The organism is Paenibacillus sp. 481, from assembly GCF_021223605.1.
In the GTDB taxonomy this organism is placed as follows: domain Bacteria; phylum Bacillota; class Bacilli; order Paenibacillales; family Paenibacillaceae; genus Paenibacillus_B.
Map to the genome: position 1 here is coordinate 2,704,560 of NZ_CP075175.1, position 24,480 is coordinate 2,729,039.

The 24,480-nt window shown below is 47.6% G+C and carries 22 protein-coding genes; 21 read left to right on the top strand and 1 reads right to left on the bottom strand.

Features of this window, described 5'->3' with window-relative positions; genetic code table 11:
• Positions 1 to 21 precede the first annotated feature (21 nt).
• From KIK04_RS11860 to KIK04_RS11930, 15 genes are all read left to right on the top strand, one after another.
• A complete protein-coding gene (locus KIK04_RS11860; RefSeq protein ID WP_232278424.1) occupies positions 22 to 594 on the top strand; it encodes a thymidine kinase in 573 nt (190 codons plus the stop codon).
• A 127-nt stretch (positions 595 to 721) separates the two neighbouring features.
• A complete protein-coding gene (locus tag KIK04_RS11865) occupies positions 722 to 1,285 on the top strand; it encodes an ECF-type riboflavin transporter substrate-binding protein (protein ID WP_232278425.1) in 564 nt (187 codons plus the stop codon).
• Positions 1,286 to 1,435: 150 nt separating this feature from the next.
• Positions 1,436 to 3,397 (top strand): ABC transporter ATP-binding protein, encoded by a 1,962-nt coding sequence (locus KIK04_RS11870; protein ID WP_232278705.1) that lies wholly within the window; start codon positions 1,436 to 1,438, stop codon positions 3,395 to 3,397.
• Positions 3,394 to 4,218 carry an energy-coupling factor transporter transmembrane component T family protein gene (locus tag KIK04_RS11875; protein ID WP_232278426.1) on the top strand — a complete coding sequence of 275 codons (825 nt, stop codon included), beginning with the start codon at positions 3,394 to 3,396 and terminating at the stop codon, positions 4,216 to 4,218. The genes KIK04_RS11870 and KIK04_RS11875 overlap by 4 nt, the downstream gene beginning before the upstream one ends.
• Before the next feature lie 204 nt (positions 4,219 to 4,422).
• Positions 4,423 to 6,189 carry a methyl-accepting chemotaxis protein gene (locus KIK04_RS11880; RefSeq protein ID WP_232278427.1) on the top strand — a complete coding sequence of 589 codons (1,767 nt, stop codon included), beginning with the start codon at positions 4,423 to 4,425 and terminating at the stop codon, positions 6,187 to 6,189.
• Between the two features lie 499 nt (positions 6,190 to 6,688).
• Positions 6,689 to 8,041 carry a sodium-dependent transporter gene (locus KIK04_RS11885; RefSeq protein WP_232278428.1) on the top strand — a complete coding sequence of 451 codons (1,353 nt, stop codon included), beginning with the start codon at positions 6,689 to 6,691 and terminating at the stop codon, positions 8,039 to 8,041.
• A 144-nt stretch (positions 8,042 to 8,185) separates the two neighbouring features.
• Entirely contained in the window at positions 8,186 to 8,389 is a 204-nt protein-coding gene (locus KIK04_RS11890; protein ID WP_232278429.1) for an AbrB/MazE/SpoVT family DNA-binding domain-containing protein, read from the top strand.
• Positions 8,390 to 8,755: 366 nt separating this feature from the next.
• The gene (locus KIK04_RS11895; protein WP_232278430.1) at positions 8,756 to 9,184 is read left to right on the top strand and encodes an acyl-CoA thioesterase; all 429 of its coding nucleotides are present in this window, start codon (positions 8,756 to 8,758) and stop codon (positions 9,182 to 9,184) included.
• Complete coding sequence (gene fabD / locus KIK04_RS11900) at positions 9,181 to 10,146, top strand: ACP S-malonyltransferase (RefSeq protein WP_232278431.1); 966 nt, start codon at positions 9,181 to 9,183, stop codon at positions 10,144 to 10,146. The genes KIK04_RS11895 and fabD overlap by 4 nt, the downstream gene beginning before the upstream one ends.
• Positions 10,115 to 10,885 (top strand): 3-oxoacyl-[acyl-carrier-protein] reductase, encoded by a 771-nt coding sequence (gene fabG / locus KIK04_RS11905; protein ID WP_232278432.1) that lies wholly within the window; start codon positions 10,115 to 10,117, stop codon positions 10,883 to 10,885. Before fabD ends, fabG begins: the two co-directional genes overlap by 32 nt.
• A 27-nt stretch (positions 10,886 to 10,912) precedes the next feature.
• Positions 10,913 to 11,200, top strand: coding sequence for a phosphopantetheine-binding protein (locus KIK04_RS11910; protein WP_232278433.1), 288 nt, complete (start codon positions 10,913 to 10,915; stop codon positions 11,198 to 11,200).
• 17 nt (positions 11,201 to 11,217) lie between these two features.
• Complete coding sequence (gene fabZ / locus KIK04_RS11915; RefSeq protein WP_442951153.1) at positions 11,218 to 11,700, top strand: 3-hydroxyacyl-ACP dehydratase FabZ; 483 nt, start codon at positions 11,218 to 11,220, stop codon at positions 11,698 to 11,700.
• 57 nt (positions 11,701 to 11,757) lie between these two features.
• Positions 11,758 to 12,936: an aminomethyltransferase family protein gene (locus tag KIK04_RS11920; RefSeq protein WP_232278434.1), complete on the top strand. Its 1,179-nt coding sequence runs from the start codon at positions 11,758 to 11,760 to the stop codon at positions 12,934 to 12,936.
• Between the two features lie 14 nt (positions 12,937 to 12,950).
• Positions 12,951 to 15,539 carry a beta-ketoacyl-[acyl-carrier-protein] synthase family protein gene (locus KIK04_RS11925; RefSeq protein WP_232278435.1) on the top strand — a complete coding sequence of 863 codons (2,589 nt, stop codon included), beginning with the start codon at positions 12,951 to 12,953 and terminating at the stop codon, positions 15,537 to 15,539.
• A 503-nt stretch (positions 15,540 to 16,042) separates the two neighbouring features.
• Positions 16,043 to 17,224 (top strand): hypothetical protein, encoded by a 1,182-nt coding sequence (locus KIK04_RS11930; RefSeq protein ID WP_232278436.1) that lies wholly within the window; start codon positions 16,043 to 16,045, stop codon positions 17,222 to 17,224.
• A gap of 138 nt (positions 17,225 to 17,362) precedes the next feature.
• Here the strand turns inward: KIK04_RS11930 and KIK04_RS11935 are convergent, their stop codons facing one another.
• Positions 17,363 to 17,506: a hypothetical protein gene (locus KIK04_RS11935; protein WP_232278437.1), complete on the bottom strand. Its 144-nt coding sequence runs from the start codon at positions 17,504 to 17,506 to the stop codon at positions 17,363 to 17,365.
• A 199-nt stretch (positions 17,507 to 17,705) separates the two neighbouring features.
• Here KIK04_RS11935 and KIK04_RS11940 point away from each other — a divergent pair, with 199 nt between their 5' ends.
• The 6 genes from KIK04_RS11940 to KIK04_RS11965 all read left to right on the top strand — a co-directional run bounded on the left by KIK04_RS11940 (position 17,706) and on the right by KIK04_RS11965 (position 24,424).
• Complete coding sequence (locus tag KIK04_RS11940) at positions 17,706 to 18,494, top strand: Calx-beta domain-containing protein (protein WP_232278438.1); 789 nt, start codon at positions 17,706 to 17,708, stop codon at positions 18,492 to 18,494.
• Between the two features lie 211 nt (positions 18,495 to 18,705).
• A complete protein-coding gene (gene ychF, locus KIK04_RS11945; RefSeq protein WP_232278439.1) occupies positions 18,706 to 19,806 on the top strand; it encodes a redox-regulated ATPase YchF in 1,101 nt (366 codons plus the stop codon).
• A 53-nt stretch (positions 19,807 to 19,859) separates the two neighbouring features.
• Positions 19,860 to 20,933 (top strand): peptide chain release factor 1, encoded by a 1,074-nt coding sequence (gene prfA / locus KIK04_RS11950; protein WP_232278707.1) that lies wholly within the window; start codon positions 19,860 to 19,862, stop codon positions 20,931 to 20,933.
• Positions 20,930 to 21,868, top strand: a complete 939-nt coding sequence (gene prmC, locus KIK04_RS11955; protein ID WP_232278440.1) for a peptide chain release factor N(5)-glutamine methyltransferase — start codon at positions 20,930 to 20,932, stop codon at positions 21,866 to 21,868. The genes prfA and prmC overlap by 4 nt, the downstream gene beginning before the upstream one ends.
• Before the next feature lie 309 nt (positions 21,869 to 22,177).
• Positions 22,178 to 23,005, top strand: coding sequence for a stage II sporulation protein R (locus KIK04_RS11960; protein WP_232278441.1), 828 nt, complete (start codon positions 22,178 to 22,180; stop codon positions 23,003 to 23,005).
• A gap of 183 nt (positions 23,006 to 23,188) precedes the next feature.
• The gene (locus KIK04_RS11965; protein ID WP_232278442.1) at positions 23,189 to 24,424 is read left to right on the top strand and encodes an L-threonylcarbamoyladenylate synthase; all 1,236 of its coding nucleotides are present in this window, start codon (positions 23,189 to 23,191) and stop codon (positions 24,422 to 24,424) included.
• Positions 24,425 to 24,480: the final 56 nt, after the last annotated feature.

Sequence of the window (24,480 nt, forward strand, 5' to 3'; positions counted from 1 at the left end):
CAGAGAACGGAGTTGCGTAAGTTGGCTCAGTTATATTTTCGATATGGAGCAATGAATAGTGGAAAGTCGATCGAAATTTTAAAAGTTGCCCACAATTATGAGGAACAAAACAAATCTGTCCTTATTTTTACGTCCGCAGTGGACAACCGGGATGAGGTTGGATATGTATCTTCGCGCGTTGGCATGCGATCAGAAGCGACACCCATTTATGAAGACACGAATGTGTATGCGATTGTAAAGCGCCATCCCGGCAAAATTTCGTGTGTGTTGGTCGATGAGGTGCAATTTCTTCACAAGAAGCACATTATGCAGTTTACACAAATCGTAGATGAGTTGAACATTCCCGTGATGGGCTTTGGTTTGAAAAATGATTTCCGCAACGAATTGTTTGAGGGCAGCCAGTATATGCTACTGTATGCGGATAAAATTGAAGAAATGAAAACGATTTGCTGGTTCTGTGAGCGAAAAGCGACCATGAATATGCGCGTTGATGAACAAGGAAAGTCGATATACAGTGGTGAACAAATTCAAATCGGAGGTAATGATAGTTATTATCCGGTTTGTCGCAAATGTTACAAAAATCCACCGTTATAAGTTTGTACACGGTTTAACCTCTGAAGCGCCGCTTCAGGGGTTTTTTTTGCTGCGCATCATGTTGTCCGTTCTAAACTCCTACTATGATCATAGAAATACAATACATTGTACAAGAAGGGTGATCCATATGAAATCGTCCACGTTCTCATTTTCCACGAAAATGGTTGTTGCGATTGGAATTGGAGCGGCATTGTATGGGCTAATTGGCAACTTGTCGCTTCCGCTTGTTCCACAAACGGGTTTAAGGGTGTCCGTTGCGATTTTGACTATTTTCGGGGCGCTGTTTGGCCCGGTGGTTGGCTTTCTGATTGGGGCTATTGGTCATATCATTACGGATTTGACATGGGGTGGCGGGCAAATTTGGTGGTCATGGGTATTAGGTTCTGGGCTCGCAGGTTTGAGCATGGGTTTGGTATTTCTAGCTTCGTCATTCAACGTGAGTGAAGGTGCGGCTAAGAAATCAAATCTTATTGCGTTAGGTGTCATCGGTTCGCTTGGTTTGGCCATTTCCTATGGCATTTCTAGTGTGTTGGACGTTTATTTATTCGGAGAACCAGCGGCTAAAATGTGGCTGCAATGGGCTGTGTCGTCTATCGCTAACATTGTGGTGCATCTTGTGCTTGGTGTATCCGCAGTAGCGGGTCTCATTCATGTGAACCGCCGTAGCTCAAATTTAAGGGTGCAAAAATAAGGTTGCTGAGCGTTTGAGTGTTGAATAACAGGAGGGGCATTCATGAGGCTAAAGAGGCGAGCGGAACGAGTGAAACGAATGAAACGAATGAAACGAATGAAACAAGTGATACAGGCGACACAATTGCTGCCAATGGAACAAATACTCCAAATGCCACAAGGGGAAACAATTCGAACACCGCTTATCTCATTTCGCGACTTCAGCTTTCAGTATCGGAGCTTGTCGGAGCCGACGCTGCAACATATTACGCTAGACATTTATCCAGGAGAAAAAATAGGCGTTGTCGGGCCGAGTGGCTCCGGCAAGTCGACTTTGGCCCATTGTATTAATGGGCTTATTCCATTTACATACAGCGGCATGATTACTGGCAGCTATTCGCTTCAGGGCAAATGCCCCGCCGAGATGAACATAGCGGAAATTAGTTGCACGGTGGGCACGATTTTGCAAGATCAAGACGGTCAATTTATTGGGTTGTCGGTCGGTGAGGATGTTGCATTTGCATTTGAAAATGAGGGCATGCCGCAGGCCGAAATGAAGCCTAAGGTAGAAGCGGCACTCGACATTGTGGACATGCTGCCCTTTGAGGCGTGCAGCCCGCATGAGTTATCTGGCGGGCAGAAGCAGCGCGTGTCACTGGCGGGCATTTTGTCGATGGATGTTGAGGTGCTGCTCTTTGATGAGCCGCTCGCTAACTTGGACCCCGTAAGTGCGAAGCGGGCTATGGCGTTGATTGATCGAATTCATCGCCAAACGAATAAGACTACGATTATGATTGAACATCGGTTGGAGGATATGCTTGCACAGCCGTTCGATCGGATTATCTTGATGGCGGAAGGACGTATTGTTGCAGTGGGGGCGCCAGACGAGATTGTGGCGTCTGGTGTGCTAGGTGTGCACGGCTTGCGCGAGCCGCTGTATGCGGTAGCGCTCAAGCGTGCAGGATGTGTGTTACGCGCCGACGAGCGGCCTGCGTCACTCGACGCGGTGGCGGCTTCACCGCGTGTGCGGCAGAAGCTAGCGCAATGGCTAGACGCGTCGATGGCGGAGGCGACGGTGTCGACAATGTCGACATGGTCGACTTCACCGACGAGACATGACCTTGCTGTACGGAATGAGGCGGATAGCTCTCGTGAGGTGAATGTCTCGTATGGGATGTATGCTTCACATGACGTGAATGTCGGAAGTGAGATGAATACTTCACATGAGGTGAATGGCTCACGAGGAATGATTGCTTCACATGACGTGAAAGCCCCTCATAAAGTGAGCAAGTCATCCGTCACGCATGAGCCTCTAATTAAATTGACCAATGTACAATTTACATATGACGGCGAACATCAAGTGTTGCGTGACGTTTCGCTTGCCATCAGGCAGGGCGAGCGAATGGCGCTTCTCGGCAACAATGGTGCCGGTAAGTCAACCCTATGCCGTCTGCTTACAGGCATCGCCAAGCCGACAGCAGGTGACATACGGCTGCATGGAGAGCGTATCAACGACTGGTCGATACGCCGTCGCGCGCAACATATCGGCTACGTCATGCAAAATCCGAATCATATGGTTACCCAGCATATGATCGCCGATGAAGTCGCACTCGGCTTGCGTATGCAAGGATTGCCTGAAGAAGAGATACGGTGCAACGTGGAAGCAACGCTGCAAATATGCGGCTTAAGCGGGTATCGTACGTGGCCGATTTCCGCACTAAGTTACGGACAGAAGAAACGAGTTACGATTGCCTCTATACTCGTGATGAGACCGTCGCTTATCGTCTTGGATGAACCGACAGCAGGGCAAGATTACAGGCACTACACTGATTTTATGCGCTTCATTACGAAGCTGGCGGACAGCGGGATTTCATTTTTATTTATTACCCACGATATGCATGTAGCGCTTGAATATACGGAACGAGCAGCTGTGCTGTGCAATGGGGAGCTAATTGCAGTAGGGGACACGGTACAAGTGCTGACGGATACGACCACTATGGCCCGTGCCAATTTGAACGAAACGTCCCTGAGCGCGTTAGCGCGCCAGACAGGTGTGGCTGACCCGACTGAATTTGTACGCCACTTTTTGAGGCAAGAAAGGCTGCTGCGGGTACAATTAGGTGGCGAACGATGAGTCAAATGACGCTATACATCGCACGTGACACGCTGTTCCATCGGATGGATGGAGCAGCTAAAATGCTTCTGCTGGCGGCTTGGACCGTCATCGTGTTTCTATTTCAGGACATACGTATTTTTATAGGGCTATTTGTCGTCGGTTTGCTGTTGTTATCCTCTGCGCGTCTTCCTGTTAGACGTGTCCGGTTTCTCATTTGGCTGATGATTGGCTTTAACGTCTTTAACTCGCTGCTTAACATGTGGATTACACCGACATATGGGAGTGAAATAGCGGGGTCGACAACCGTGCTGCTTCATTTAGGCTACAATGTGCTGACGCTGGAAACGGTATTTTACGTGCTGACGTTATCGATGAAATACATGTCGCTTATGCCGATTACGGTGCTGTTTATTTTTACGACACACCCGACACGCTTTGCAAGCAGCTTAAATCGCATCGGGGTGCCGTATAAGATTGCCTATGCTTTTAATATTGCCTTTCGCTACTTGCCAGAGTTGCAGGCCGAGTTTCGTCACATTTTGCATGCGTTACAGGCTAGAGGCGTCGGCTTTGGCAAAGGCGAAGGGACAATCAGCCAACGACTGAAGCACGTTGCATGGATTGCCATTCCACTGGTGCAATCTTCTTTACAACGTATTGAGCAAGTGTCGAATGCGATGGATTTGCGCGGGTTCGGCAAGCATCCGCTGCGTAGCTGGTATTCAGCGACGGTGTGGCGTAGCATCGATAGTGCAGTAGCCGCAATCAGCCTAATCATGCTGCTTATAGCGATTTACATACGTATCCAAGGCTTCGGAACGTTTTGGTATCCATTTTAATAAACCTTTTAAAAATGCTGTAAAGGGCTTTCAATTACCAAACATTATGATTAATATAAATATGAATATGTATAAAATCAGTTTGCTGATGGGTCTATATACTTAGTGGAGGAATGGTTATAATGGTTCCATATACCTAATTAGAGGGTGTTCCAATTTTCCAGCCAAATACATATACAGTTACGTGAGGAAGAGGTGTAGAACATGAAAGCCATTCAATCCATAATCCGCAATATGTCGATTGCAAAAAAGTTTATGACTCTACTAGTTGTTATGGTTGTTGGATTTGTATCACTAGGCTTGTCGTCATTCGTGCATTTAAACAAGACGATGGACGATGTTGAAGAAATTTACACCCATCATATGATGTCCGTCGTGTGGATTGAAAAAATGATGGTATCTTATAAGCGTGGAACAATCGGGCTTGAAACGATGATTGATGTGCCGAGCATAGAGCGGGCGAAAAAGCATCAAGCGAATTTACAAAAACATATGAATGCCGTAAATAGCTATTATTTAGAGTTTAAAGCAGCATCAATCGGTGAAGGCAAAGATCATGCTGAATCAGGAAGCGATGAAGAACTCGCAAAGGATTTATATGAAAAACTGGACCAGTATCGCCAAATACGAGTGAAGCTGGAGCAACTATCCGTAGAAGGTAAATTCACCGAGGCACAGCAATTGTATGCTGAGCGAGGAGAGGCTGCGGAGAAAGCTGCTTTTGAAGTGATGGTGCAGTTGGAAGAAATCAACTTGCAAGCTGCTGAAACGATTTATCAACAAATGGTCAAGGATGGCGAAAGAGGTCAAGTCGTATCTATCCTGACCATCGTCATTGTATCCGTCATTTGTATGGTCATTGCAGGCTTTATTATGTATGCGATACGACAGCCACTGCGCCGAATGATGGCGCTGATGGAGCGAGCGGAGCAGGGAGATTTGACGGTACAGAGTAGTGACGAGTCGAAGAGTGATGTCGGACAGCTTGCACGCAATTTCAATGCGATGGTTGTGGGCTTGCGCGAGCTTATTGCCCATATTCAGACAAGCTCTAACCAAATATTAAACGGAACAGCTGACGTGGTGGAGTTCACGGTAAAATCACACCAGTCTTCGGAACAAACGGTTGGTGTTATGAACGAAGTATCTGAAGGTTCAAAAATGCAGAAGCAAGCGACAGACGAAACAGGCCGAGCGATGGAAGAAATGTCGCGTGGCATTCAAGATATTGTGCAAACCGCTACTTCTGTAGCAGAAATAGCGGGACAAGCAGGCGCGATGACCGAGGAAGGTAACGTCGCGATGGCCAACGTTATTCAAGAGATGGAGCGCATTACAGACTCTGTGCACCAGACCTCTCAGCGTGTACAGTTGTTGCATGAGCATTCCGACCGCATTGGTAACATCGTCAATGCGATTCGGGATATTGCATCGCAAACGAACTTGCTCGCCCTTAACGCCTCAATTGAGGCTGCTCGAGCAGGCGAGCATGGGCGCGGCTTTAGCGTCGTAGCGACAGAAGTACGCAAATTGTCGGAGCAGTCTACCGAATCAGTGCACCATATTCAGCAGCTTATTCAATCGATTCAGATCGATACGAATGCTGTCGTGCAATCGATGGGTGAAGTGCGACAGCGTACAGATGAAGGTAAGCTGGCGGTGGAGCAAGCGGGGCACACATTCAAAGGCATTAATGAGCGCGTACATGAAGTTGTCGCGCAGATGGAAGAAGTGTCGGCATCGACTGAGGAAATGAGTGCATGTTCCGAACAAGTAGCAGCTTCGATGGGAGAAATGGCGAATATTGCTGACCATTCTTCGCGGCAAGTAGAGAACGTTTCAACGGTGGCGAAGGAACAGTTAGTATCTATGGACAGCATTTCGCAGACGATGGATCAGCTTTACGAAATGGCAACTAGCTTACAAGACAGAGTTGCGCGGTTCCATATTGATAAGAAAACGGACAGCTAAATAGGAACGAATGTAGAGAAAGAAGATGGCGTATTGGCCATCTTCTTTTTTTTATTTTCAATGAAGTTTAATGAAATCTAATGAAATCTAATGAAGTCTGAAGTCTAATGACATCTAATGAAGTTCTAATACAAGTTCTAATGCAGTTCTACGAGATCCGTTAAAGTTCGATGATGTCCGTCATAGTTGGACATACTAGGTGCAATGATAGCCGCTTATGGACAGTATGCGCTTGCAATGTGTTTGTGAAATATTACCTTAGCGCTTTAGCGCGGTTTTGCATATAATGCAGTTTATATTTGCAACCGGAATTGCATGATATATACATACGAGCGTTTTGCATAAATCCACTTAGCGGCTTCAAATTATCGATATATGGATCGAAATGAACGTATTCGTCCATATATGGCACTATGGAGCGATACATATTGAATTGTGCAAAATGCTGACAACATGCAATCAGAATCTACATACACAATGAGGAGTGGCAAGGAGAGCCATGGCAAAAGGGAAAAAGTCTTTGGAGCAGCAGAACTCCGGCAAGACAGAGCAATTTAGCTCTACGGGATTCATATTAGCTGCTATCGGAAGTTCAGTGGGTCTCGGAAACATGTGGAAGTTTCCGTATGTAACAGGCCAGAACGGTGGGGGAGCCTTCTTCCTGTTGTTCGTACTATGTCTAATTATTGTTGGTTTGCCCGTTTTACTTGGAGAGTTGGCTATCGGTCGCGCAGGACGCGGTGATGCGTATACATCTTTTAAGAAGCTAGGCGGCTCAAAATGGTGGGGATGGCTAGGCTTTATTGGTATCCTTGCTGCCTTTTTAATTATGACTTTTTACAGTACAATTGCAGGCTGGACGCTGCATTATGCTGTTCAATCTTTATCAGGTAATTTGTTTAGCAATGGCGACTACGCGGGTCAGTTTACCGCATTTACCGCCAGTACGTCCCCGATCATTTGGCAAATCGTTGTCATGGTCATGACAGGATTCGTTATAGCGCGTGGTATTTCGAGTGGAATTGAGAAGTTCAATAAAATCGTTATTCCTGGCTTGCTTGTCATATTGCTAATTATGCTAGCACGTACGCTAACGTTGGACGGTGCAGCAGAAGGAGTTAGATACTTCCTTTACCCTGACTTTTCACAAATCACGTTTGAATCGGCGTTGCTTGCGCTTGGACTAGCCTTCTTCTCCTTGTCTTTAGGTATGGGGGCTATGCTTACATATGGCGCATATGTGGACAAGAATCAATCACTGCCGGCTGCTACATTAGCAGTAGGGGCTGGGGACTTGATTTATGCATTAATCGCGGGTCTAATTATTTTCCCAACGACGTTTACGTTTGGGATTGAACCAGGTTCTGGACCAGGCTTAGTGTTTGTTGCTTTGCCCGCAGCCTTTGAATCCATGCCATACGGCAATTTATTCGGTGGCCTGTTCTTTATTTTGCTCGCCATCGCGGCAGTAACTTCTTGTCTGGCATTGACAGAAGTGCCTGTTGCTTACATGATGCGTCGGTTTAAGATGAGCCGTAGCAAGGCTACCATCTGGATCATGATCGCGATGTACGCTATCGCCTTACCGTGTACGTTGTCGGCAGGTGGTGTTCTTAGTGGGTACACATGGGGAGGCAGGACGTTCTTCGATTGGATGGACTATATTACGCAGAACATCATGCTGCCGCTAGTCGGTTTGCTTGTAACGATATTGGTTGGCTATGTGTGGAAAGGCTCCGGTGAAGAGACGGGACTTTCGCCAACATGGATGAAGTGGTGGCGCTTCTCTATGCGAGTGGTAGCCCCAATCTTGATTCTTTTTATTTTCTTGTCATCGATCGGTCTTGTGTAAGCACCTGCATCCATAACAAGTATAAAAAAGCCGTTCCTTCGGGGAGCGGTTTTTTTATAACTTTTTTGGAATGAACTGTTTCACTCACTCAGATTAGGGTAATTATCCGTGGGTGATGATCGTGAAGCAAAGGAGGTGATTACATTGAGACGTAAGCTAATGCGAATCGGAAACAGCTTTGGCGTTATTTTTACAAAAGATATTTTAGCAAAACTGAACGCAGACTATGGAGATACATTCGATATGGAATGGAACGAGCTTACAGGTGAAGTCATCATCCGCAAAGTCGAAAGTGAACGAAATCGCAACATTCCCTTAGAGCGAACATCGGAACCTGTAGCGCTTTGACAGGATCTTTGCATATAAAAATATAATTACTAGACAAGGCCTTCGCAGAGTGTAGGATACTGCGAAGGCCTTTTTCGATTTTATTGTCGAAAAAATATTAAGTTTTTGTAAATGTAAAAGAGGAAAATAGTCGATTCTGACGAATATATGAGTTCAAAGGAGGAAAAAAGTAACAATTCCGAGTGAGTGAATAGGTATTAAGAACTATATTTCCGCATTTATTTTTCATTTTTTTCACAGCACGTTCTTCCGCAATTACACAGCATCATGAACTCACATCATGCCACTCATCACGACTCACAACAAGAACAGTAAACCTAATTATCCGACAAGTAGTTCAAACACTAACTAAACTTCATAGATGGGGTGATTCTTATTAGCAAACCAGTCGCGCTTGAAATCCCTGTACGTTACATCGAATGTGATCCAATGGGCATTGTGCACCATTGTACGTATTTAGTTTGGTTTGAAATGGGGCGCGTGGAAGCTTCTCGCGTCGTTGGAGGGTACGCTTTTTTCAAAAGCAGGAAGTTCGTATACCCGGTGATAGACATTCAGTGCAAGTATTATGCTCCGGCCCGATTCGGCCACACCGTAGTCGTGGAAACAATGTTGCATATACCGACAAAGTCGATGCTCGAATTTACGTATCAAATTTATAGCAAGCATGGTAGACAGCTATTAGCTGAAGGAAGATCAACGCATACGCTGATGACGCCAGATGGACAAACGGTTTTTAAATTGCCAGAGCCTTTTCGTGAGCGGATTACGAAGTATTGGGAGGCAAATGCATGAAGACAGCATTCTTATTTCCAGGCCAAGGTTCGCAGTTTGTAGGGATGGGAAAAGGATTTTGTCGAAAATACGGGGCGGCGTTTGAAGATACTTTTACGGAGGCAAGTGACGCTTTGGGTTTCAATTTGAAACAGGTTTGCTTTGAAGGGCCAGAGCGTGAGCTAACGAAGACCGAATATGCCCAGCCTGCGATCGTAACGGTCAGCGTTGGCATATACCGGCTGTTAATGAACGAAGGAATCGCGCCTTCCGTTGTAGCCGGTCACAGCGTGGGCCAGTTCTCGGCCTTAGTCGCCGCAGGGGTGCTACCATTTGCAGAAGCGGTTCGCCTCGTGCGAAAGCGTGGCTTGTGTATGGCTGCGGTAGCGCAAAAAGGCGGTATGGCCGCAGTCGTTATGTCCAAGCCAGAACAACGTGCGGCGCTTATCGAGACCATCCACGAGATGGAAGTGGATGTGGCTAGCTATAACACGCCGAGCCAAATGGTTGTTTCGGGCGCAGTGGATAATATTCAGCGTATTGTTGAGTATTTGAACAATCAAGCTGGGGTGAGAACGAAGCCGCTCGCGGTTAGTCATGCCTTTCATTCTCGACTGATGGCCGAAATGGAAGCAGAGTTAATGACTTATGTGAAAGAGCTACACTTTAACGATGCATCCATCCCGCTTGTTTTGAACGGTAATGCGAAAGCGGTTACATGTATGAATGAAATTGTGAACGATATCCGAGATCAGTGTACCCAGCCTGTCTTGTGGGATCAGTCCATGAACACGCTGCATGATTTGGGTGTCAGCCAAGTCATCGAAGTCGGTGCAAGTAGCACCCTAATCGGAATGATGCGTGCCATCGGCTATGATTGGCAGACGGCTGCTGTGGATACGCCGATGACGTTGGAGAAGCTACTGCGAACCGAGCGGGTATACCGCAACCTTGAACACGAAGGAAGGGCTGCCATTGTTTAAGAACGGAGAAATTGCACTTGTTACGGGTGGCTCCAAAGGGATTGGTCGCGCCGTTGCTTATGATTTAGCCGCTAATGGGGCAACTGTTGTGCTGACTTACGTACGCAATGAACGCGCAGCTCAAGAGGCAGTCGCCGAAATTACCGCTGCAGGTGGCACAGCGGTCGCATGGAAAGCGAACGTGGCTGATGAGGTTGAGGTCAAGCAGTTGTTCAAAAAAATTAAAAATGAATACGGACAGCTTCATATTTTGGTGAATAACGCAGGCATTACGAATGACGGTTATGTGGCCGCGATGAGCGAAGCCAAATGGGATGAAGTGATGCAAGTCAATTTGCGCGGAACTTTTCTGTGCTGCCGCGAGGCGATGAAAGTCATGATTAAGCAGCAGGCGGGCGCCATTATTAATGTAGCTTCTACCAGTGGAATTACAGGTACGCCTGGTCAGACCAACTATGCAGCATCTAAGGGCGGCATGATTGCATTTACGCGTAGCCTCGCATTGGAGGCAGCGCCCTATCATATACGGGCAAACGTCGTTGCCCCGGGTTTTATTGATACGGATATGACGAAAAAAGTAGACAAAGCCATTCTCAATAAGTACGTGAATATGATTCCGTTGCAGCGGATCGGTAGGCCAGAAGAGGTTGCATATTTAGTATCATTTCTAGCTTCTGAGCGCGCTTCCTATATTACAGGGAAAGTGTACACAGTAGACGGAGGAATGACGAACGGTTAAGCAAGTACATCAATCAGGAGGCGAATTATGAGAACGTATCAAGAAACGAAGCTGCAAGCGGAGGAACGGCGCGCGCTAACGGACAAAATAAAAGCCATTATCGTAGAGCGGCTTGATATGGAGTTGGAACCAGCATTTATTACGGATGATCAGCCGTTGTTCGGCCGTGGTTTAGGGCTGGATTCGATTGATGCTTTGGAGTTAATTGTCGTCATTGAGGACGAGTTCGAAGTTACTATTTTTGATGACAACATGGAAGTGTTCGGTTCAGTTAACAAGCTGGCGGACTATATTACGGCACACTCGCAGACATAGAGAAGGAGGAATCTTGGTTGAAAATCGTGCTGAATGCGGATGAAATTCGTAAGCTGCTTCCTCATAGATGGCCATTTTTGTTACTTGATCGCGTTGTAGAGCTTCAACCAGGAGTGAGCGGCGTCGGTATTAAAAATGTAACGATAAGCGAGCCGTTCTTCGAGGGACATTTTCCGACTGAGTCGATTATGCCAGGTGTACTCATCGTCGAGGCGCTGGCGCAGATGACAGCTGTTGTTTACTGCACAGGAGCTATGCAGCAAATGCAAACGACGAGTGACGATGAGCTCGTAATCGATGAGCAAGCGGCTTCACGTGTTGGTTACTTAGTGGCGATCCGAGATTTCAAATTCATGAAACCGGTTACACCGGGAGATCAGTTGCAATTAAGAGTAAAGTTGGGCCGTTCGGTCGGCGCGTTGTCGCAAGTTAAAGTGTGTGCCATGGTGGATAAGCATATTGTGGCAGAGGGGACGATGAGTGTATCGCAGCGAGTGTAAGTGAAGTCGTAATCACGCGAGCTAGAGACATTATTTTATAAAAAAAAGGTGATGAACATGGATAAGCTGCTTAACATATCGGCCTTAACTGAAAAATTTGCTAGTGGCGGTACGCTCCGCGATGATGGTGGATACGGTGTTGTTGCTTCTTATGGAGATATTCGTGCCGAGTATAACACGATTCGTACAGGGATCGGCATTGTCAATTTGTCAGGCTCAGGCCTGTTTAAAATTAGCGGGGAAGGCGCTGTCGATTTTGTAAGTGAGCTTGTGACAAGAGATATTGAATTTCTCGACACGGAGCATGTTGTATTCACTTTAATGCTAGATGACAAGGGAGATATCCTTGATCTCGTGAGCTTGTATCGTTTGGAGGATTCGTTTCTTATCGAAACTTCGGCCATGAAACGAGACACGATCACAGCTTGGTTGCGCGAGCGTTGTGGAGGAGCAGACAACGTCGAATTAGAAGATCTAGGATCGACACATAGCTTGATCGGCTTTGAGGGCCCGCATGCTTGGAAACTGGCACAGACGCTCATCACGTTTGAAATTTCTTCGCTTCCGTACCAATCGTTTGTGGAGACCGACATTCAAGGGGTACAGATGCTATTTATTCGCAGCGGTTTTACGGGGGAGTATGGCTATAAAGTTGTTGCCCCGCATGAAATGGCTTGCTCATTATGGGAGCAGCTTATGGAATTTAGCGGCGACGAAGACGATGAGCAGAGCGAAGACGAACGTTATGTAGTGGCTCCTGTCGGTGCAGAAGCCTTGGAGATCGCCATGCTGGAGGTGCGACAGCCAAATGCCAAAGTGGACGGAAGTATTTCGGTGTATGAAGCTTGCGTGGAATGGTTCGTAAGCTTTCCGAAGGAGCATTATATCGGACGCGATGCGTTAATGGGGCCGTTGCAGCAATCGGTGAATCAGAGATTAGTTGGCTTTACGGCAAAGGCAGAGAACGAGGCCGAAGTGGAGGCCAGTGCGGAGGTCGTACTATCTCTCGAAGTTGGAAATTCAGTCATCATTGAAGACATCAAGATAGGTTCAATTGTGCAGGTTGTATATAGCCCAATCTTGGACAAGTACTTAGGGCTAGCTTTAGTGGATCAGACTTTTGCGGTATCTGGTATTCAAATAGAAGCTTTGGATCGTACAGGTGAACGCATACGGTTAACAACGCAATCATCTCCATATGTCATCCCGAAATCTTGGTCTATTAAAATGATTTAGGAGGCTCTGGCCGTATGCCTAACCAACACACTCAAATTGCGGTAACGGGAATCGGAATTATTTGCGCCAACGGCAATTCAGTTGAACAATTTTGGCGTAACATCGTTGCTGGTAATAGCGGCATAAAGCCGATTCGAGCAGTAGATATGACCCACATTGCAGCCACCGTCGGAGGAGAGGTTGGCGATTATAAGGCAGAGCACTATTTTAATGAGGATGAATGTAAGCGCATGGACCGTGCAGGGCAATTTGCGGTCATTGCTGCTAGAGAAGCGGTGAAGCATTCCCAGTTAGAGTTAAAAGCTTTTGACTCTTATCGAACAGGCATTGTTCTAGGAACTTCGCTCGGTGGAATGCGCAGTGGCGAATTGTTTCATGAGCAATGGATTCGGGACGGCTTGGAGCAAACGGATGAAGAGTTGCTATTCATGTATCCGATTCATACGCCGTGCGATAATATCGCGCATGATTTAGGACTGAAAGGCCCGCGCAGCGTTATCTCCAATGCATGCGCAGCTGGAACGAACGCGATTGGCTACGCCTGCGACATGATCCGAATGGGCGCAGCGGATGTGATGCTGGCAGGAGGCGTAGACCCGCTTACTCGCTTATCCTATAGCGGATTCAACAGCTTGCAAGCTTTAAGCCCAACGGCCTGTGCGCCTTACAGCAAGAGTGATGGCCTCAACTTAGGTGAGGGGGCGGCCATTCTAGTGCTAGAGCGAATGGATGTTGCTTTGCAACGCGGAGCAACCATTATTGCGGAAGTGCTGGATTATGAGCTGTCAGCGGATGCCTATCATTTAACAGCACCTGATCCGGGTGGTGCTGGTGCGCTCCGCTCGATGAAAGGGGCACTGCGTAAGGCGGGGTTGTCCGAGCATGATGTCGATTATATTAACGGGCATGGCACGGGAACGCCGACCAACGATACTTCGGAGCCGAAAGCGTTGCGCGCGCTAATGACTGCGGGGAGCATTCCCGTATCGTCTTCCAAATCAATGGTTGGACATATGTTAGGCGCAGCTGGAGCAGCTGAAGCAGTGGCATCTGTACTAGCGATTGAGAACTCATTTATACCGCCAACGGTCAATTTTGATGTGCAGAGTCAAAAGTTCGATATCGACTTTGTTCCGAACGCAGGCCGTTCTGCCGACTTGAACGTCATCCTTTCAAATTCATTCGCATTCGGCGGGAACAATGCTACTGTGTTGTTCGGTAAGCATAAGAAGTGTGAAGTGCGGATTCAAGAGCAAGTTCCCGAAGTAACTCAGGAACAAGCACATGAGCAAGCACGTGAACAAGCACATGAACAAGCACGTGGGCAAGCTCAAGTGCAAGACGCAGAAGAGTCAGCTCATTTTCCAAAAAAGCGCCACAAAGTAGTTATCACTGGAGTTGGTGCTATTGCTGGCAATGCCGCGAACCTGGAGCAAATCTATAGTTTGCTACGCGAGCATCAAAGCGGGTTAAGCCCGATCTCAAGCTTTGATACAAGTGGCTACATTCAGCGTGAGGCAGGACAAATTCCTGAACTCCGCTACAGTAAAATGATTAATCCGAGTCTCCTGCGCAAAATGGATACGTTAAGTAAGCAAGCGACAGCTGTCACGAAGATGGCGCTGGAAGATGCGAAATTGTCAGTGACTCGCCATAACAGCGAGCAAATCGGAGTTCTGTTTGCTACCGGATCAGGACCGATCGAGACGGTCGAATCGTTCAATCGGGTTGTGCTGCAAGAAGGCGCAAAGATGGCCAATGCCAAATTGTTTCCAAACACTGTAATGAATGCAGCCGCGGGCCACATATGTATCCATTTTAATATTAAAGGACCAACGTCTACAATTGCGGCTGGTGGGGTTTCTATCGTCAACGCGCTTTTCTACGCTAACGCGATGATTCAATCAGGTTCGTGCCAAACGGTACTTGTCGTCTCCTCGGATGAATTTAATGAGCCGATGCTGGCTGGGCATCAGCGCTTGTCGGGATTTTTAACGCCGACAACGATGCGTCCATTTGATGAGCAGCGGAACGGCGTTGTGCTGGGGAGCGGCAGTGTCTGCTTCGTCGTAGAGAGTGAAGCAGCAGCTCTTGCACGCGGAGCGCGAATTGTGGCGGAGCTCAAAGGTTTCGGCATGACCTCGGATTGTCGGGCAATCGGAGGAGTTAATCCACGCGGACAAGAATGGTCGGCCGCGTTTCAAAAAGCGCTGGCAGACGCCAACATGTCTGCCGAACAAATCGATTACGTTGCAGCGGCCGCCAACGGTCATCGCATGTTTGATTACGCCGAGGCCCAAGCATTGGAGCGGGTATTTGGCGGCGATGTTCCGGTTAGTGCGCCGAAGTCGATGTTCGGCGAAACACATGGTACAGCAGGCGGAATTGGCCTGTTGACAGCCTTGTACGCGATGAACGAATCGGCCATTCCAGGTATTCAGCATTTGAATGAACCACTGCGGAGCGTCAAAGTCGATTTTGTAACAGAATCGTTGCGTAAAGCTAAAGTGGATCATGCTCTTATTAGTTCATTTGCTTATGGCGGCAATTATAACGCGTTAGTTGTTGGCAAATATAATGGGGATGCTGAATGTTCTCCATAAGAGGACAAACGGCCATAATGTCTATACAAAAGAGGACAATAGGGGGGATTGTTCAGAGCGCGAATTGGTGTAGTAGGCAGTCCGTATGTAGGGTTTGAGTTGAACGTGAACACTACATATTGAATTTGTTGCATAGGATGTCGTGTATCTCCCATAGAGAAATGTGTCCACTATTTGAAAGACATTTTAGCTTGGCTTTCCGTAATACGAGGACATCGCTAATAAAATGCGAACCCCCTTGCGTCCGCTACTAACGCAAGGGGGTTCCGTCGTATCTTAAAAGGGGGAGAATGTCATGCTATTTTATATTCACCACTATGATGGCGTTTGAAACAGGAAACATAAAAATCGTACAAAAAAGGTATGATTTATTAATGATTGGCATATATGAAAGAAACGTCCTTCCGTCCATTGCAAAAAAACAGGTTCCAGCTTCACGTTTCGACATGCTATAATGGAAAATAAAACCACGCCGATCCGTTGGCGTTACAGTTGGAGGCGTAATGATGGGCATGGCGAATGGAGCAGAGTGGCAATTACTTTCATTCAGCTCAGAAGACAATATGCCAGGTTTACTATGTATTATGGAGAACGGTACAGTGGAACAATCCGCGGAAGCGGCGACTGAGCTGTTCGAACAACTATGTCATGAAGACGTCGTATCAGACGCAGCGTTCTCACTTGCAGACACACTGCTGAATATCGTTGCTGTTCCGTATAAGACAGTGGCGAAAGCTGTTATTTTAAATGGTATGGCAAATTTGCTCCGTTGTGCGTCTGCACTTGACGCCCCCATATTTGGGACGGCACCATTAAAGCCTGCTGCTGAAACGACTTCATGTTTCAAGAACGTGGAGCGCGAGCGAGTGGCAGCCATTGCGCATCATTGGGAACAAGTGCTGTTGCAGCGGCTCCCAGAATGGCTGGAACTGTTGGAAGATGAAGAAACGACGGCGATACAAGTCGTTTATTTATTACATATGTTGCAATCGCAGGATGAACGAATAGAAGCTGGCTTGCAACGAGCCGTCTACTCGTCTCATCGTAATCGTGTGCGGTGGAATGCGCTTACTGCCTTATCCTATTGTCGTCAAAGACTTAACAAGCCATTTAGCCCTGCGATAGCCTTTGGACAACATTGTGGGGATACCATTTATGAAGCGCTGCGTGTCGTTTGTATGTGTGTATCGTCAGACGAAACGAGAGCAACGATGCATACTGATGATTGGCTAGCTTTAAGTAAGGGCTGCGCATTACCAAGAACCGACCGGCTTTTGTTTCCGTGGGGAGACGGGGCGCCTGCGGCCATTTGTGCGCAAGCAGCCGTTTACGCGTTAAGGCAGACTAGCGTCGAGGAGCGAGTCACATTTTGGAGTGAAACGCTAGAAAAAAGTATACAAGCACACCAACTCTGTGCACGCAAAGTCACTTGGGAAATCGGTGGTTCCATTGTGCAATGGGATGAAGAGTGGCTGCAATGGAACTGGACTGCGCCAATGCTGGTGGCGGACAGTATGCTGCTGTCTTTGTTTGGAGAAGGAGATTCATCAACTGAAATGACGGTTGGATTAAAGCGAGTGCTACATTTATGTATTCAGCATGGAGTTGAACTACCTAATGCTGAGCGCTATTGTATCCAGCACCTTATTCATGATATTAGGCTGGAAATTGACCATTTAGGATAACTTTATGCGGAACAATTAGAATGGGAACATGTATATAGCCCCGCATAATAACATGAGGCAGAGCATGGCTGCTGCAAACGCTCATACCCTGCGCCCATGTTTAACTTTATTTCATATCTTTTGATGGAGGCGGAACAATTAATCCGTCTTTTTGTGTTGCTGTTGAAAAGGAACTGCTGTTTTCGCGTTTTCGATCGTATCGTTTACGAACGCCATGTCTTGATTTTTGGCATGGGTATTTGTCGTGCCTTTGTAATTTCCGCGATGTGTTTTATTTTCCACGAATATTCCTCCTTTTTGCGCCATATCATGACCTAACGATTGTCCTTTATGACCAAACTGTAGTCTGGTTCCAGCTTTTACAGTTTCATTGTTTGCTGTCGCCACAAAGCTTATCCACTGTAGCTTGACAAGATACATAACGTATCATATGCTATCTTGGATACAAATTGTATCAATTTGTGTAAAAGGAGATTAAGCGATGCGTACAAAGCGTTCTCATCTGACAAGTTGGTTAAGTAAAGTCATGCTGGTTGTCATGCTATTGTTATCGTTCTCTGGCACAGGATTTGCAAATGAAGAAGCGGTGGCAACAACGGAAGCAGAACTGGAAATCAATGATGAAGAGACAGGAAAAAAGCTAGTTGTCGCCTATGCGGTTTGTTCGGACAAACCGAATTTTCACAAATGGGTCATTGACAACAAATCGACAAAAGCACGGGGCGTCAATTGGAAGACGAGCGGACAAGAGAAATATAAGGACGATGGTTATGTGCTGATTAATGGAAAAAGTTCAGCCACTATTTATTCGGTTAAAGATCCGAAAAGTAGCAAAAACGTAAAGCTGACGGTAAAAGATGAGAAAAACAAAACGACGTTGGCGACAGCTGCAAGTGAGCAAGCGGAATGCGGAGATCCAGGGGGCGGGAAAAAACGAGGCAAAATTCAATTCACCTTATCAGACTATGGGCTGTGGGAAGACGAAGGGGGAGTCATTCTTACGATTGAACGTATCAAAGGGGATGAAGGGGAAATTACGGCTCAGGTGTGCTTGTGCAGTGGAACAGCAGATGCAGGTAAAGATTTTGATGATCAGGTCAAAACGGTTGTGTTTGGGGATGGAGAGGTTGTGAAGGAAGTTTTTATCCCGATCGTCAATGATAATCAAGTTGAAGATGATGAAAACTTTAAGGCATGGCTGCAAGCGGACGACGATGTACTCGGTTTTCGGCAAGCAACGTGGATTCATATTAAGGACGATGATTACTGATACAAAAGTTTAATAGGATAAATATGCGGAAAAAATCTAGTCGATGACTAGGTTTTTTCTGCGTTGTTGGTTATAATGGTTAAGGAATTTTTACTGGATAAGCGACACGCAGGTTGCGCCTATAGATCGAACCAAATCAATCTGCGAATGTATACAATAAAGCAATAACACGATGACGATAATATATACTGTTGAGGAGTTGTAATCATATATGGCATTGAAAGCTGGTATCGTTGGATTGCCGAACGTAGGTAAATCCACATTATTCAACGCAATTACGCAAGCAGGTGCAGAATCTGCTAACTACCCATTCTGTACGATTGACCCGAACGTCGGTGTCGTAGAAGTTCCGGACGAGCGTTTGACGAAGCTTACTGAACTTGTTGTTCCTAACCGCACGGTTCCAACTGCATTTGAATTTGTTGATATTGCAGGTTTGGTTCGCGGCGCGAGCAAAGGCGAAGGCTTGGGCAACAAATTCCTTGCTCATATTCGTGAAGTTGATGCGATTGTGCACGTTGTACGTTGTTTTGAAGATGAGAACATTACGCACGTTGACGGCAAAGTCAACCCGATTAGCGATATTCAAACGATCAACCTTGAGCTTATCTTGGCCGATTTGGATTCAGTCGAGAAGCGTTTGGATCGTTCTAAAAAAAGCTTGAAGAGCGGCGACAAGAAAATCTTAGCTGAAGTTGAAGTGTTGGAGCGCTTGAAGGCAGCTCTGTATGACGACATGCCAGCACGCAGCTTGGAGTTGAGCGAAGATGAGAAGCTGACTGTTCGCGATTTGCATTTGTTGACGATGAAGCCTGTATTGTATGCGGCGAACGTTAGCGAAGATGGCGTAACAGATGCGGACAACAATCCGTATGTACAGCAAGTTCGTGAGTTTGCAGCTGCTGAAAATGCGGCAGTAGTACCTATTAGCGCGAAGGTAGAAGCTGAAATTGCTGAGCTTGAAGGCGAAGACAAAGCGATGTTCCTTGAGGAGCTTGGTTTGGAAGCTTCAGGTCTAGACCGTTTGATCAATGCGGCATACAGCTTGCTTGGCTTGTACACGTACTTCACTGCTGGTGTTCAAGAAGTTCGCGCGTGGACAATTCGTAAGGGCATGAAAGCGCCGCAAGCAGCTGGTGTTATTCATACTGATTTTGAACGCGGCTTTATTCGCGCAGAAGTTGTATCCTACAACGATTTAGTTGCAGGTGGCTCGATGAACGTGGTTAAAGAGCAAGGCAAGTTGCGTTTGGAAGGTAAAGAATACGTGGTGCAGGACGGCGATGTTATGCACTTCCGTTTTAACGTTTAATAGATAAAGCTAGCTTATGATTAAATGAGGATGAGAGAGGTGAGCGTGGCATGATGATAGACCGTTTGCAATCCCTAGCGGATCGTTATGACAAATTGAGTGAGCTATTGTGCGATCCCGACGTAGCGAGTGATCCTAAAAAATTGCGCGACTACTCGAAAGAGCAGTCTGACCTACAACCGGCGTACGAAGCTTTTATGGAATATAAGACCGTGTCTAGTGAGCTTGAAGCAGCGAAAGCTATGATGCAAGAGAAGCTGGACGATGAAATGCGTGAAATGGTAAAAATGGAAATCGAAGAGCTGCAAGAGCGTGAAAAAGAGTTGCAGGAACGCGTTCGTATTTTGCTGTTGCCTAAAGATCCTAACGACGATAAGAACGTTGTCGTTGAGATTCGTGGCGCAGCAGGTGGCGACGAGGCAGCGTTGTTTGCGGCTGATTTGTACCGCATGTATACGCGTTATGCAGACTCCCAAGGCTGGCGTACGGAGCTGATGGAAGCGAACATCAGCGACTTGGGCGGCTTCAAGGAAGTTATTTTCATGATTAGCGGCAAAGGCGCGTACAGTAAGTTGAAGTACGAGAGCGGCGCGCACCGCGTTCAGCGTATTCCAGCAACAGAATCGGGCGGTCGTATTCATACGTCCACATCGACGGTTGGGGTTATGCCGGAAATTGATGAGATCGAAGTTGAAATTTCAGATAAAGATATTCGTATTGATACGTTCTGTTCCTCTGGTGCAGGCGGACAGTCTGTTAATACGACGAAGTCGGCGGTACGTGTTACACATATTCCGACAGGTATCATGGCGACATGTCAAGACGGCAAGTCGCAGAACGATAACAAAGCGAAGGCGTTGCAAGTACTTCGTGCCCGTATTTTTGACATTAAACGTCAAGAAGAAGAGGCGAAGTATGCGGGCGAGCGCAAGAGTAAAGTTGGTACGGGAGATCGCTCTGAGCGCATTCGTACGTACAACTATCCACAAAGCCGTATAACGGATCACCGTATCGGTTTGACCTTGCACAAGCTGGATCAAGTCATGAATGGCGATATGGAAGAGATCGTGCAGGCGTTGACAATGACGGAGCAAGCAGAGTTGTTGGAGCGTGAGAATTTAGCATGAGTAGACAAAGCGACGGGTTGAATGGTGCGGGACCGCAAGGTCATGACCGCTTCTGCCTCGCTTTGCCGTTAACGATAAGGGAAGCCTGGGTACAGGCTTCTTCTTTTTTATCGGCGAACGGGGTAGACGATGCGGCGCATCATGCTGAGCTGCTGCTGCGTCATGTGCTGCGCATGGAGCGGACGGAATATTTGGTTCGCCTGATGGATGAGTTCCCTGAAGCAAATGAGGCAGGTGCATTGTACGAGGAAGCCATAGCACGGCGGGCGCTTGGTGAGCCGACGCAATATATTATCGGAGAGCAATATTTTTATGGCTTGCCGTTTGCGGTTACATCGGACGTGCTTATTCCGCGTCCAGAGACTGAACTGCTCGTCGAGGCGCTGCTCGAAGAAGCAGGCTGTCTGTGGCAGGATGATGCGACGCTTGCCGTGGCTGATATCGGCACGGGCAGTGGTGCTATCGCCTGTACGCTTGCGCATGAGCGTCCAGCATGGCGGGTGACCGCCGCCGACATTTCACCTGCGGCGCTTGTAGTCGCACGGCGCAATGCCAAGTCGCTTGGCGTAGCAGAGCGTATGCTGTGGCAGCAGGGCGACCTGCTAGAGCCATTCGCAGGCAAGCGGTTGGACATTCTTGTGTCCAACCCACCTTATATCCCTGCGGAGGACATTGCAGGGCTTATGCGCGAGGTGCGCGATCATGAGCCGCGCTCGGCGCTGGACGGCGGGCCGGACGGGCTAGACCCTTACCGCCGACTTGTTGCCATGCTATCCCTGTTAGCCGAGCAGCCGCGTTTAATCGGCTTTGAGGTTGGCCAAGGGCAAGCTCGTGATGTGGCAGCTATGCTCGAAGCTGCGGGCTACAACGCCCGCCTGCGCATCGTGGAGGACTTAGCGGGCATAGAACGGCACGTTATCGGCGTGCGGGCTTAAGCGAGCTAAGTGCTCTAAGTGAGCTAGGCACTCTAAGTGCTCTACGTGCTTTAAGTGTGCTACGTGCTCTAAGTACTTTAAGTGAGCTAAGGTGCTCTAAGTGTGCTAAGTGATCATAAGTGAGCGTGCATAGAGCAAGTGATCGGGAATCTCCGCATGCTCAAGCAGGTAATATACATCGTGTACACATGAGCCCCCAACGGGGGCTCTATTTTTTTGTGCAAATGATAGATTACACGTTTAAATAGATTCCTACCGGACATAATGATAGACAAGAGGCGCGCCCAACCTCACAAGGAGTAGAATCACATGAACTTACGTGTATTCGTGCTCGGTTTAGCTGTTATTACATTAGTGACGGGAACCGTGATGAGTTGGGAACAAAGCCGCATGCAAGCGGCTGAAGCAAGAACGACAATAACCACAAAGGCATCAGCAGTAACAACGACTTCAAATATAACAACCACATCCACAACAGCAACGACTGTCAATTCGACCGTTATTCCCGAGGATGCGATCCGACTTCGTATTTTGGCTAACTCTGATCGTGCACAAGACCAAATCATCAAACGTGCGGTAAGAGACCGCATCGTAGAAGTGATGAACGGTTGGTTAGCCGCAGATGACAGTCAAGGACAAGCCAAACAGCCACAAACGCGTGCAGAAGCCCGCGAACTCATAACTGCAAATATGGAGCAGCTCGATGAAGCTGCCAGCGAAGTATTGCAATCATACAACGTATCTTATACCGCAAAGTTAGAACTGAAAGTCGTACCTTTTCCGGCAAAATGGTATGGAGGACAAGCCTATCCTGCCGGTGACTACGAGGCGCTACGTATAACGTTAGGCACTGGTGAAGGTCAGAACTGGTGGTGCGTACTATTTCCTCCACTCTGTTTCATAGATGGGGACACTGCGCAAGCGAAGAGCAGTGAATCCGAGCAGACGAACAACAACAAATCCGAATCTGCAACAGCAAAAGAGAGCGACTCCGCTTCTAATGGTTCACATAACGCTGATAACTTTGATCATTCTAATAACTCTGGTCAAACGCAAGAAGTTCGATTTTTTCTGTGGGATCTTATCGCTTCCTTTTTCACCCTAGTAGGCGACTTGTTGAAAGCGTTGTTTGGATAATCAGCGAGTAGTTAGCGAGCAGCAGTCAATATGTGATTTGAGATTGGACTAGCGAGAACAAGGTGTATATGTTAAAACTAAATAATTGAACTTGTAACCTTAAATAAAGAAGATGTCGGAGTCGATTCGGCATCTTTTCTATTGTTAATAATAAACATGATTAAATATAAGGACGGATTGAATATGAACGAACAGAATGAGCAGCATACGCAGCACGGGCAAGCGGCGCACGTCCGAAGTGAGCAGTTAGGGTTGAAAAAAGGAGAAGCGAGTACGACACGTTGGTGGCATATAGCCGATGCTTCTAATGTTTCCAATGCCCCTACTACGCCTACTATTTCTACTACTGAGCAGGGTGCGATGCTGCGAGAAGCGGCTGCTATGTTGGCAGCTGGACAGACAGTAGCCTTCCCAACGGAAACGGTGTACGGGCTAGGTGCAGATGCTCGCAATACCGCTGCTGTGGAACGTATTTTTGCAGCTAAAGGACGTCCATCAGACAATCCGCTTATCGTTCACATTGCCGAGCAAGCCCAGCTTGACGCGCTGGTCATGCCTTATGGAGATACAGCACGTCGCTTGATGAAGCGCTTTTGGCCTGGGCCGCTCACCATCGTCCTTCCCGTTCGCCCGGATTCATTATCACCGCGCGTAACGGCTGGCTTGGACACGGTAGGTGTGCGCATGCCTGCACATGAGATTGCCCTTGCTTTAATCGCAGCAGCGGGCTGCCCTGTTGCTGCACCGAGTGCAAACCGCTCCGGCAGACCAAGTCCAACCAAAGCCGAGCATGTCCGTGACGATTTAGACGGCCTCATCGGCGGCATCGTTGACGGTGGGACTACAGGTGTTGGACTGGAGTCCACCGTTGTAGAGCTTATTGGCGATCGTGTGCACGTGCTGCGTCCAGGTGGAATTACCGTAGATATGCTGCGTGAAGTAGTAGCCGTCGTCACGGTCGATCCAGCAGTAGATCCTGCGGGAGATATGGTGCGAGGTTCTGAATGGGCATCCGGTACACAAGCGGATCATGGAAACGATGCGGCCCCCCGTTCCCCGGGAATGAAATATGCACATTACGCCCCTAAGGGTACCATGCAGCTCGTGCAAGGCCGCGATACGGATCAAGTCTCGACATGGATACAACATGCACTAGACGAGGCAAAGCATCGCGGTGAGACGACGGGAGTGCTTGCTTTCAACGAAACCGTATCCCGTTATCAGGCCGACTCTGTCGTCTCGTTAGGAAGCTTAGCCCACTTAGAAGAAGCGGCGCAGCGTCTGTACGATGCGTTACGCAGCTTTGACGAAGCAGGGGCCTCCGTTATTTATGCAGAAGCATGTCCTTCTGAAGGAATCGGTATGGCTGTCATGAACCGCCTGGTGAAGGCGGCAGGGCATCGAGTCATCCAACTATAAGCAAGGAGTAGCATACTCTAATCACCAGTCCCATTCCGTCATGTTTATGACCTTGT